Below are 11,832 nucleotides of genomic sequence, written 5' to 3'. Positions count from 1 at the left end.
GGACATGTGCGCGATCGCGTTCAAGCATGTCGGCCTGACGGTGGACGACCACCTGATCGTCGACCCGGCGCTGTTCCGCCCGGCGGAGGTCGAGGTGCTGCTGGGCAACCCGGCCAAGGCCAAGGCGACCTTCGGCTGGGAGGCCGAGACCAGCCTCGAGGCGCTGATCACCGAGATGGTCGACGCCGACATCAAGCGCCTCAGCGCCAACGCCTGAGCGGCCGGGCTCGCCGCGGGCGGGCTCCGGATCCATATGGCGCGCACCACCGGACGGAGAGGCGCGCCGTGAAGACCTACCAGCTCTACATCGACGGCCAGTCCGTTGATCCGGTCGAGGGCTCGTGGTTCGAGTCCATCGATCCCTATCGCGGCGAGCCCTGGGCCCGGATCCCGCGCGCCGGGCGCGTTGACGTGGACCGGGCGGTGGCCGCCGCCAAGCGCGCCATGTGGGACGGCCCCTGGGCCACCATGACGGCATCGGCCCGCGGCAAGGTCCTGCGCCGGATCGGCGACCTCGTCGAGCGCGAGGCCAAGGCGCTGGCCGAGGTCGAGGTACGCGACAACGGCAAGTTGTTCGCCGAGATGTACGGCCAGACCCGCTACCAGCCGGAATGGTGGTGGTACTACGCGGGGCTCGCCGACAAGGTCGAGGGCGCCCAGGTTCCGATCGACAAGCCCGAGACCTTCGCGTTCACCCGGCACGAGCCGGTCGGCGTGGTCGGGGCGCTGACGGCGTGGAACTCGCCGCTCCTGTTCGTCGCCTGGAAATGCGCCCCCGCGCTCGCGGCCGGATGCGCGGTCGTGGTGAAGCCCTCCGAGTTCGCCTCCGCGAGCACGCTGGAATTCGCCCGCCTGACCAAGGAGGCCGGGCTGCCCGACGGCATGTTCAACGTCGTCACCGGCTTCGGCGGCGAGGCCGGCAGCGCGATCGTCGAGCATCCGGACGTCGCCAAGATCACCTTCACGGGCTCGGACGTCACCGGCGCGAAGGTCTACGAGGCGGCCGCGCGCCAGATCAAGCGCGTGTCCCTGGAGCTCGGCGGAAAGTCGCCCAACATCGTCTTCGCCGATGCCGACCTGAAGGCGGCGGCCGCCGGGGCGATCTCGGGCATCTTCGCGGCCACCGGGCAGACCTGCATCGCCGGCTCGCGGCTGCTGGTGCAGAACAGCATCCGCCAGGATTTCACCGAGCGCCTGATCGAGCTCGCCCGCACCGCCAAGCTCGGCGACCCGATGCAGGCCGACACCAATATCGGGCCGATCACCACGCCGCCCCAGTACACGAAGGTGCTCGACTACATCGCGCTGGCCGAGAGTGAGGGCGCGCGCTGCGTCTTCGGCGGCAAACCCGCCTCCGGTCCCGGCGTGCTCGGCGGCCAGTTCGTCGAGCCGACGATCTTCACGGGCGTCACCAACGACATGCGCATCGCCCAGGAGGAGGTGTTCGGCCCGGTCCTGTCGATCATCGGCTTCGAGGACGAGGCCGAGGCGCTGAAGATCGGCAACGACGTGATCTACGGGCTCGCGGCCGGCGTCTGGACCCAGGATATCGGCCGCGCGATGCGCATGTCGAAGGGGCTGCGGGCCGGCACCGTCTGGGTGAACACCTACCGGGCAGTGAGCTACATGATGCCGTTCGGCGGCATGAAGCGCTCGGGCATCGGCCGCGAGAGCGGCATCGAGTCGATCCGCGAGTACCTGGAGACCAAGAGCGTCTGGATCTCCACGAGCCGCGACGCGCCGGAGAACCCCTTCGTCATGCGCTGAGCCGGCGGGCCGCGCCGCGATCCGCCGCGGCGCGGTCCCTAATCAGGGGCCGATTGCGGGCGGTCCGGCGGCAGCGCGAGGGAGGCCAGGACGAAGCCCATGAAGAAGAGGAAGTACTGGTTGACCGACAGTTCCTCGAACATGAGCGACGGGATCAGGAACACCGCGCTGTAGGTCAGGAACGGTCCGAAGGCCGCGGGCGCGAGCAGGATCCGCCCGAGGCCGGCGACGAGCAGCAGCGCCGTGGCGATGCCGCTCTGGAGCGCCAGCGACACGAAACCGTTATGAGGTGTCACGAGCCCGGTCAGGGCCTGCAGCTCCTCCCGGCGGGCGACCTCGCCGACCCCGAACGGGTAAGCGACGACGAGCTGGAGCGCGGTCACGCCGGACAGGAACCGCTCGTCGAAATTGCCCGTGACGTTGTGGTCCTCGGCGAAGCGTCGCTCGATCGCCTGGGACAGTGTCCCCGGCAGCGGGATCTCCCCCGTCACCGCCCAGGCCACGAGCAGGACGCCCAGGACCCCGAGCGCGGCGAGCACCGCGGGCGCCTTGAGGTTCCGCCGCATCAGCAGGCCGAGGAACAGGACCGGCATGAACAGGCCGGCGCGGTTGTTGGTGAACGGGAAGCTCGCCAGGAGGGCCGCGAAGTAGGCGAGATAGACGATCTTCAGGCGATAGCGCAGGCTGAGCAGCAGGGCCGCGGCCCCGGCCAGCGCGAAGACGTGGCCGGTCTCGTTGCCCGAGGCCCAGAGTCCGCCCTGCTTGTCCTGCACGAACAGCTTCAGCTCCTCGTCGAGCCCGTCCGTGGGAACGGCGAGTCCGAAACGGTCGAGCTGCATGCCCGAGGCGGCGAGCAGCAGGACCGCGAGGGAGGCGAGCATGCCGGCGAGCAGGCCGACGCAGAACGCGTCCTCGACGCGCCGGTCGCGGAACATCACCAGCAGGATGAACGCCTGGACCACGTAGAGCAGCAGGACGAGGGTCAGGTAGACGTCGCCCGCCTGCTTGTGCGCCTTCAGCACCAGCGAGGCCGCGATCAGCGCCAGGATGCCGGCGAGCGGCGCGGCCTGCCGCAGGGCCTCCGCCACGACGACGCGGCGCAGGCCCAGCCAGGGGATGAGCAGGAACGGCAGCAGGTCGGACAGGCGCTGGAACGGCAGCCCGAAGGTCGAGGTCAGGACGTTGAAGTTCAGGGCGGCGCCGAGCAGTAAAACGGCGACGCGGTCCGCGAGGAGGGACGCGGCCGGTGCGCGCGTCTCGATCGGCAACGCCTGTCCCGCCATCACCCAGAACCGTCCCCGCGCACCGGCCGCCGATGAACCCTCCGCCGGCCGCGGCCTCCGGCGGGCAGTGTCGCCCACAAAGGTTGGCGGAGGGTGCAGATCAGGCGGGACGCCTCAGGAACTGGCCGATGGCCGTGCGGAGCGTGCCGCGCATGACGATCCAGGCCAGGCCCAGATAGGCCGCGATCCCGATGCCGACCGCCGCGAACAGGCCGACCCGGTCCCCGAGGGCCGCGTGGACCGGCCCCTGGACGAGCAGCACCAGCCCGGCCATCGCGCCTGCGCAGAGCGTGATCGGCGCGAGGAGCCGCACGAGCCGCCCGTTCGCGATCGGGACGACGCGCCCGGCGCTGGCGACGATCGCGGGCGTGAACAGGTAGGCCCGCACCACGTGCCCGGCGACCAGGGCGGCGAGGCCGAAGGGCGCGGTCACGAAGGCCGCCGCGGCGCCGAGTCCGAACTGCGCGCCGGCGAGCCGCAGGGCCGTGCCGTTGCGGCCCAGGGCCGTGAAGATCATCCACAGCATCGAGGTGGCGACGAATTCCGGGGCGAGGAGCGCGAGCGTCCGCAGCACCGGCGCCGCGTCGTGCCACTGGTCGCCGAACAGGAACGGGATGAGGGTCGGGGCCACGGCCGCCATGCCGAAGAAGGCGGGCACGGCCAGGAACGCGGAGGCCTCGGTGAATCCGTGGAAGGCCGTGGCCAGCTCGTCCGGCCGGTCCTGGAGGCGCGCGTAGGTGGTCAGCCCGACGGTGGTCAGGGGAATGACCGCCACTTGGCTCACGAGGTCGATGCAGCGCCACGCGAGGCGCAGGTATCCGACATCGGTCGCTGACAGGAAGTAGGCGGCGATCACCTCCTGGCTCCGGATCGACGCGACGAGCAGCAGGTAGGTGCAGAACAGCCGCGAGCCGAACGCGATCTGCTCGCGCACGGAGGCGAGATGCAGCCGCAGGGGCGGGATCCAGCGGGCCGCCGCCCAGGTCAGGAGCGTGGTCGCGGTCGCTGCGACGAGGCGCTGCACCACCAGGCTCCAGACGCCGTAGCCGTCGAGGGCCAGCACGAGGGCCGCGGCCCCGCCGAGCACGTTGGCGCCGAGCGCCCGCAGGGCGAGCTTGCGGAAGCCGAAGCTCCGCTGGAGCCGCGCCTCGTGGATCGCGCCCGCGGCGGTGATCACGAAGCAGGCCGACAGCGCGCACAGCACCGGCCGCAGCGCCGGCAGGTCGAAGATCCAGGCGATCGGCCCGGCCAGGGCCACGAGGCCCAGGGCGCACAGGACGCCCGTGGCGAGCATCACCCAGAAGGCGGTGGCGGCGAAGTCCTCGTCGAGATCGGCGCGCTGGACCACCGCGTCGGGCAGGCCGCAGCGGGCGACGATCTGCAGGATGTCGATGAAGACGGCGGCGATCGCCACCATCCCGAACTCGGCGGGCCCGATGAGACGGGCGAGCACGAGGAACACCCCGAAACTGAGGACCACGTTGCCGACGGAGGCGACCGCCACCCAGCGCGCGGCGTCGAACGAGCGGCGCGTCACCGCGGCGCCGGAGGCGAGCCCCGGCTCCTCCTCGGCGGCGGCCGCCTCCGACAGGACCGGCGCGGCGGCGCTCACGGGCGGCTCGCCCGACGCTCGGCGACGAGTTCGGCGTAGAGGTCGAGGTACTTCTCGGCGACGCGCTCCGAGGTCGACTCGCGGATGACGTGCTGGAAGGCGCGCTCGTCCGGCAGGTCGCCGCGGCCGCGGGCAAGCACGGTCCGCAGCCGCGCGGCGAGGTCGGCGTCGTCGCCCGGCGTGAACAGCCAGTCGGCGTTGTCCTCGCCGATCAATTCGGGGATGCCGCCCGAGGCCGCCCCGATCACCGGAACGCCCATCGTGTAGGCCTCGTAGATCGTCCGCGGCGACGGCTCGGCCCAGAACGACGGGACGATGAGCACGTCGATCGCGCTGAGAAACTCCGCGGGTTTCGCCCAGCCGACGAAGTTGATGGGCAGACCCTCGGCCTGGGCCTTGAAGCGCGCGATCGAGTCATCCATCGCGTGGCCGGCGACGAGGCAGCGCCAGTCGCCGGGACCGATCCGCCGGAAGGCGTCGATCATCGTGCCGACCCCCTTCTCGGTGTTGATCCGGCCGAGATAGCCGAAGGTCATCGGCTTGCCGGTCCGGTCGATCCGGCGGCGGGCCTCTGGGTCGCCCTCGGGGACGGTGCAGGAGTAGAAGATCACCCGGCGACGGTCCGGCGCGAGATGCGCGAACAACCCGTGGTCGACATGGGTCTTGAGGATCTCGGTGCCGACGCTGACGACGGCGTCCACCGACCGGTTGGTGATCTGCTTGGCGGCGTTGACCACCTTGCAGCCCAGGTGCCAGCGGTCGCACGGCTTGCCGTTCTTGAACATCGCGGCGTTGCCGCAGATCAGATCGTACTCGCAGACCGTGTGGACGATCGGGATGCCGCGCTTGGCCGCCTCGCGCCAGACGAGGGTCGAGACGTCGAGCAGCGAGTGCGTGTTGACGACATCGGGCCGGAAATCGTCGAGGACGCGCCCGAACTCGGCGGCCACGGCGAAATTCCACTGCTGCTTGAGCTTGGCCCAGGCGCGACCGAACCGGCTCGCCTGGGGCCAGTCCTCCAGCCAGAAATCGTTGTGGTGGGCCATGCGGTAGACGGTGACGCCGCCGCGCAGGCTCTTGGGCTCGGGTTCCCGGGCGATGCAGGCCGCGGCCACCGTGTGGCCGGCCGTCGCGAGTTCCTCGGCGAGGTGCTCGACCGAGCGCTCGGCCCCGCCCACGATGTAGGGCGGGTAGAGGGCGCTGAGATGCAGGATCCGCAGGGGGCCGGTCACCCCGCGCGCGGCGGCCTGTTCCCTCGGCCGGTCCTGGCCCTGGGCGCGGGGCTCCTCGGTGAGGACCCGGGCGTAGTTCGACGACAGGGTGGGGGTCATCATGAACGGCACTCGCTGAGAGGCGTGCGCTCCGCGCGGGCGGGAAGCTCGGGAAGCGGTTCGGTGCGGGCCGCGTCGCGGGTCGCGGCGTAGAGGTCGAGATAGGCGGTCGCGACGGCGACCGGATCGGTGCCGGCGCGGATCCGGGCGGCGCGGGCGAGCCCTTCGGCGAGGCGGGCCGGCTCCGCGACGATCCGGGCCATCGCGGCGGCGAGCGCCGCCGCGTCCCCCGGCGGGACCAGCCAGGGGCCGGGCCCGACCTGCTCGCCGATACCGCCGGTGGCGGTGCCGATCACCGGGACGCCGCGGCCGTAGGCCTCCGCCACCGTCCGGCCGAAGGGCTCGGGCCAGATCGGCGGGACTACGAGGCAGTCGAGATCGTCGAGGAAGGCGTCGCGCTCGGCGTAGCCCGGGAAGGTCACGGGCAGGCCCTCGGCCAGGGAACGGTAGCGGTCTAGCCCGTCCACGGCGCGACCCGCGACGGCGAGCTGCCAGCCCGCCTCCGGCAGGCGCCGGCAGGCGTCGAGGAGGACGTCGAGGCCCTTCGCGCCCTCGATGCGGCCCAGATAGCCGAACCGGATCGGCGCGCCGGGCGCCCGCGTCGCCCGGGCCACCGGCGAGCCGGGCGGGATCGGGTTCCAGATCACCCGGCGCAGCGACGGCGGCACGTGGGCGAAGAGGCCGGCGGCGAGGTGGCGGTCGAGGATGTCCGAGCCCACGGCGGCGAGCGCCGTCACGGCCCGCTGGCAGCGCCGGTGGGGCACCGCGTAGAGGCGGCACTTGCGGTGCTGGTGGGCGCAGGGATGCCCGTGGCGCACCATCGCGCCGTTGGTGCAGAGGCTGGTGAAGTCGTGGAGCGTGTGCACGACCGGCACGCCGAGCCGACGAAGCATGGGCCAGATCGCGGTCGGCAGCTCGGAGAGGGAGTGCGTGTTCACGAGGTCGGGGGCGAAGTCCCGGACCGCCCGCGCCATCCGGTCGACGGCGTGGCGGTTCCACTGCGCCGCGACCTTGTAGCGGAGGCGCTCGACCCGCCCGCGCTGCGGCCAGTCGAGGATGTGGAACGGCGTCCCGTAGCCGGTCCGGTAAACGGTGACGCCGTCCTGAAGGACAGGCCCGCCCTCGGTCCGCGCCGCGCAGGCGACGGCGACGTCGTGGCCGAGATCCGCCTGGGTCCGGGCGAGCGTCTCGACCATCAGCTCGGCGCCGCCGACCTGCTCGGGCGCGTAGAGCGAGCTAAGGTGCAGGATGCGCATGCGGCACCTCCCGGGCGCTGCGCGCCGCCGCGCCGTCCCGCAGCGCCTCGAGCAGCAAGGTCTCGTAGCGGCGCGCGGTCTCGGCCCAGTCGTAGCGCCGGACATTGTCGCGGCCGCGGGCGATCAGCGCGTCCCTGAGCCCGGGCTCGTCGAGCAGGCCGCGCAGGCACTCGGTCAGCGCCGCCGCGTCGGCGGGGTCGAACGTCAGGGCACCGGCCCCGGCGATCTCGGGCGTGGCGGAGCGGTCCGAGCAGATCACCGGGCAGTCGAGGGCCTGCGCCTCCAGCACGGGCAGGCAGAATCCCTCCGCGAAGGACGGGACGCACAGGCACAGCGCGCCGCGATAGAGGGCCGCCAGCCTGTCGTCGGCGATCCGCGACAGGCGGGTCAGCGGGACCGGCGCGGCGCCGAGCGCGGCGGCGATGGCCTCGTCGGGATCCTCGCCGACGTGGACGATCCCGATCCCCGGCCGCCCGAGCCCGACCACGGCGCGCGCGAGGGTCGCGAAATTCTTGTTGTAGAGGGCGTTGCCGACGGCCAGCACGTACGGCCCCGCCGGGACCCCGGCGGCGGATCCGCCCGCCGAGGGGTCCAGCATGGCCGCGGACGGCACGGTCCGCGTCCGCCCGCGGAGCCGCGGGTAATGGTGCTCCAGATCGCGCCGCGTCGCCTCCGACACGGCGATCACCCGGGCGCTGTTGCCCAGGACCAGGCGGAAGATCGGGTCGGTGGTCAGGGCCTCGCGGGAGCGGATGCGCTCGGGCAGGGTGCGGAAATAGAGGTCGTGCACCACGCTGACGCGGGCGCGGCCGCCGAAGGCCGCCCCGTACGGGTCGATGTTCAGCACGACGTCGATGGCGCGGGCCCGGCACAGCCGCGGGACGGCGACGGCTTGGCGCAGGACGTCGAGCAGCATGATCCGCGGCCGCTGCACCGTCACGACCTCGACCCGGTCGCGGATCGCCGCCGGCAGCTGGTCGCGGTGCCAGGGGGAGCGGAGCACCACCGCGAAGGTGCCGCGCGCGACCAGTCCGGCGATCACCCGGAAGGCGACGAGCGCGACGCCCGACGGCCGACCGGCATGCTGGCTCGGCATGTTGACGAGGACGCGCGGCATGGCGGGTCTGACGGCTCCGAACCGGGAGAGGGATCGCCGGCCGGTCAGGCCCGGCCGGCGACCTGGAGGATGATGGCGGCGAGATCGCGCTGCATGCGCTCCGCGCCGTAGCGGGACAGCGCCCGCTCGCGCGCGCGCGCTGTGCGTGCGCCGGAGGCGTCGGGATCGGCGAACAGCGTCGAGAGGGCCGCCGCGAGGCGGTCCGGCCGCCGCGGCGGCACCAGCGTCCCGGCCGCGCCGCCGTCGAGGATCTCCGCGGAGGCGCCGGCGTCGGTGGCGATGACCGGCACGCCGACCAGCATCGCCTCGACCAACGTGCGGCCGAACGGTTCGGGATCGACCGAGGGGTGCACGACCGCGTCGACCGCCCGCATCAGCCGGGGGACGTCGTCGCGCTGGCCGAGGAACAGCACGCGGTCCGAGAGCCCGCGCCGCGCCGCGAGGTCGCGCAGATGGGCCGCGTAGGCGTCCTCGCCGAAGAGCGGCGCCCCCACCACGACGCAGCGCAGGCCGGGCAGGGCTGGTAGCGCCTCGATCAGGACGTCCTGCCCCTTCCACGGCGCGAGGCGGCTGAACACGCCGACGAGGGGGCCGTCCGGCAGGCCGAGTTCCGCGCGCAGGGCGGCGGCGGAGGACGGCTCCGGATCGACGTCGAGGCCGTTCGGCACGACCCGGATCAGGGACCGGCGGCCGCCGGCCTGGACGAAGGCCCGCGCGGCGGCCTCCGAGGGCACGATCACCCGGGCGGCGCAGAGATTGGCGAGCCGGATCTGAACGGCGCGCTGCGCCCGGCCGAAATGCGCCCCGTCGAGGATGTCGTGGAGGTGCCAGATCAGGGGACGCCCGGCGGCGCGGGCCGCCAGGGACGAGAGCAGGAAAGCCTTCTGCGAGTTGGCGTAGACCACGTCGCAGGACCGGGCCGCCCGGGCGATCTCCAGCGCCAGGGCGCCGAGCTGCCCCAGGACCGGCAGAGCGCTCAGCGGAGAGACGTCGCGCCGGAGCCCCGCCAGGGCCGACCGGCGGCGCGCGAGGCGGATCTCCAGGCCCTGGCCGCGCAGCGCCTCGGTGAGCGCGCCGTCCTCGAACAGGAAGGCGCTGGAGCCCGCCCAAGGCCGGACGGCGTCGCGGAGCACCAGTTCGGCCCCCGACATAATTCCGGTGTGGCTCACGAACAGGACCCGCGGCCGCGCGGCGACCCCGGATCGCGTACCCTGGGCCCGGTCGAGGGGGGCGCGCCCGGCGAGCGCGTCGGCAGGAAGCACTTCGGTCATCGGGCGCTCGCGGCCGTGCTGGAATCGGGCAGCGGCATCACGTCGTAGGTCGACTGGATCCCCGGGCGGACCATCGTCATGGCGATCCCGAGGACGCGTCCGCCGGCGCGGCGCAGGTTCGCCACGGTCTCGACCGTGTCGGAGAGCTGCGAGCGGCCGTAGCGGGCGCAGCAGAGGACGCCGTCGACGTGGCGCGCGAGCATCGGCGCGTCCATCAGGAGGCTGGTGGGCGGCGTGTCGAGGAGGACGAGGTCGTACCGGCGGCTCCACTTGAGGAAATCCGCCATCCGGTCGCCCATCAGGAGCTCCGTGGAGTCGGCGGTGGGCGTCCCGGCCGGGATGACGTCGAAGCGTCCGGCCTGGACCACGGCCTCGGCCGGGGCGATCTCGCCGCGGAGCACGCCGCCGAGGCCGGGGCCGCGGCCGAGCCCGAGGGAGGCCTCGAAGTTCGGCCGCCTCAGGTCGCACTCGACCACGAGGACCCGCCGGCCGCTCGCGGCGCCGATGGCCGCGAGCGCGAAGGCCGTGAACGACTTACCCTCCCGCGGCTTCGCCGAGGTCACCAGGATGACGCGGGACTTGCCGGCGCCCGCCAGAACGAGATGGGCGTGCAGGTTGCGCAGGACGTTCTGCATCACCGGGTCGACCCGCGCCCGCGCCAGGGCCTCCGCGAGGTCCAGCTCGCGCTGGCGCTCGGAGAAGCGGCCGACGAGGCCGGCGGGCTCCAGGCTCGGCAGCTGCGCGAAGACCGGGGCGCCCGTGCCGGCCATGAGCTGCGCCGAGGTGCGCACGCGCCGGTCGGTGTAGTCGCGCAGCAGCGCGGCGGCGGCGGCGAGCACGCCCGCCAGCACGATTCCGCCGGCCAGGAACGGCACGGCCTTGGGCGAGAACGGCTCCTGCGGCAGCTCGGCGAGGCTGACCAGCCGCGTGCTGCCGGTGAGGATGCGCCGCTCGGTCTCCAGCTCCCCCGCGCGCTTGACCAGATCGGCGTAGCGGGTGCGCTTGATCTCGGCGTTGCGCACCATGCCCTCGATCGACGCCTCGTCGTCCATGGCGGCGGCGGCGTCCGTCTTCGCTGTCTCGAGCTGGGCGCGCAGCGACTTGGCGAGGGCGTTCGAGGCCTCGTAGGACTTGCGCAGGCCCTTGGCGACGTTGCCGATCTCCTGCTCGATCCGCCCGCGCAGGCTCGCCTGCTCGGTCTCGAGCGCCCGGATCACCGGGTGGTTCGCGCCCAGCAGGGTGCTCTGGTTGGCGAGCTGCGCGCTGACGCCGCTGAGCTGCTGCTTCAGCGACACGATCGTCGAGCTCGCCAGGACGGCCGGGGCGCTGTCGGCGCCGCGGGCCCCCTTGGCTTCGATCTCGGAGAGCCGCGCGGCCGCGTCCGCCTTGGCGGTCTCGGCCGCGGCGAGCTGCTGGCTGATGCTGGTGAGCCGCTCCGCGCTGATCGGGGCCAGCGAGCCCTTCAGCAGGCCCTTGCGGCGCCGGAAGGTCTGGATCCGGGTCTCGTCGGCCCGGATCGAGGCGTCCAGCTGGCTGATCTCCGTGTGCAGCCAGTCGGCCGCCGCCTTGCGGCTCGAGGCCTGCGCCTCGCGCTGGTCGTCCAGAAAGGCGTTGATCAGGCCGTTGGCCATCGTCTGCGCCGTCTCGGGCAGCGGCGACTTGTAGCCGATGGTGATGATGCGCGAGCGGCCGGAGCTCAGGACCGAGTAGCGCTTCTGCAGATACTCGACGAGCGCGTTGCGGTCGGTCGTGAGCTTCGTGCAGGCGGCTTCCTTCTTCTCGCTGATCCGGTCGGGATGGCCGCCCGTGGCCGCGTAGCGGCACTCGGCGAGGACCGCGGCGACGAGGTTGTCGTCGATCGCGAGCCGCAGGAGCCGCGGCGAGCGGATCACCAGGATCTGACTCTCGATGTCGGCCGGGTCGCCGATCTTCTGGATCCAGGCCATGGAGGCGTTGTTGGCGCCCGGTTCCGCCTCGGCCACGATCACCGAGCCGCTCGCCACGTATTGCGGCTGGATCATCAGCAGGGCGGTGACGGCGAGGCCGAGGACCGTGGCGAACACCGCTGTGAACAGGTAGCGGCGATGCCAGATCCGCGAGAGGGCGGCGGCCAGCGGACCGCCCCGCGCCGGCTCCTGAGGGAGGGTGCGGACCGGCGCCCGGTCGGCCAGATCGACGGTCAGGAAGGACATGCG

At 72.9% G+C, this 11,832-nt stretch carries 9 protein-coding genes; 2 read left to right on the top strand and 7 right to left on the bottom strand.

The annotated features are described in order from the left end of the window. A partial coding sequence (locus ACLBXO_RS06535; protein ID WP_447684867.1) for a GDP-mannose 4,6-dehydratase occupies nt 1–217 on the top strand: 217 nt, incomplete at its 5' end. Between the two features lie 68 nt (nt 218–285). Then, nucleotides 286–1,767, top strand: a complete 1,482-nt coding sequence (locus ACLBXO_RS06530; protein WP_447684866.1) for an aldehyde dehydrogenase — start codon at nt 286–288, stop codon at nt 1,765–1,767. A 38-nt stretch (nt 1,768–1,805) separates the two neighbouring features. Here ACLBXO_RS06530 and ACLBXO_RS06525 read toward each other — a convergent pair whose 3' ends face one another. From ACLBXO_RS06525 to ACLBXO_RS06495, 7 genes are all read right to left on the bottom strand, one after another. Then, nucleotides 1,806–3,035, bottom strand: coding sequence for a hypothetical protein (locus ACLBXO_RS06525; protein WP_447684865.1), 1,230 nt, complete (start codon nt 3,033–3,035; stop codon nt 1,806–1,808). Between the two features lie 115 nt (nt 3,036–3,150). After that, nucleotides 3,151–4,662: a lipopolysaccharide biosynthesis protein gene (locus ACLBXO_RS06520; RefSeq protein ID WP_331312447.1), complete on the bottom strand. Its 1,512-nt coding sequence runs from the start codon at nt 4,660–4,662 to the stop codon at nt 3,151–3,153. Beyond that, on the bottom strand, nt 4,659–5,882 hold the full coding sequence (locus ACLBXO_RS06515) for a glycosyltransferase family 4 protein (RefSeq protein ID WP_447684877.1): 1,224 nt from the start codon (nt 5,880–5,882) through the stop codon (nt 4,659–4,661). The genes ACLBXO_RS06520 and ACLBXO_RS06515 overlap by 4 nt, the downstream gene beginning before the upstream one ends. Nucleotides 5,883–5,992: 110 nt before the next feature. After that, nucleotides 5,993–7,249 (bottom strand): glycosyltransferase family 4 protein, encoded by a 1,257-nt coding sequence (locus ACLBXO_RS06510; RefSeq protein ID WP_447684864.1) that lies wholly within the window; start codon nt 7,247–7,249, stop codon nt 5,993–5,995. Beyond that, nucleotides 7,230–8,366: a glycosyltransferase family 4 protein gene (locus tag ACLBXO_RS06505; protein ID WP_447684863.1), complete on the bottom strand. Its 1,137-nt coding sequence runs from the start codon at nt 8,364–8,366 to the stop codon at nt 7,230–7,232. The genes ACLBXO_RS06510 and ACLBXO_RS06505 overlap by 20 nt, the downstream gene beginning before the upstream one ends. Nucleotides 8,367–8,410: 44 nt before the next feature. After that, nucleotides 8,411–9,637, bottom strand: coding sequence for a glycosyltransferase family 4 protein (locus tag ACLBXO_RS06500; protein ID WP_447684862.1), 1,227 nt, complete (start codon nt 9,635–9,637; stop codon nt 8,411–8,413). Then, nucleotides 9,634–11,829: a GumC family protein gene (locus tag ACLBXO_RS06495; RefSeq protein WP_447684861.1), complete on the bottom strand. Its 2,196-nt coding sequence runs from the start codon at nt 11,827–11,829 to the stop codon at nt 9,634–9,636. The genes ACLBXO_RS06500 and ACLBXO_RS06495 overlap by 4 nt, the downstream gene beginning before the upstream one ends. Nucleotides 11,830–11,832 lie beyond the last annotated feature (3 nt).

Source organism: Methylobacterium sp. C33D (assembly GCF_053345825.1).
Note: the sequence above shows the minus strand (reverse complement) of the source record. Positions and strands in the feature narration are given on the sequence as shown.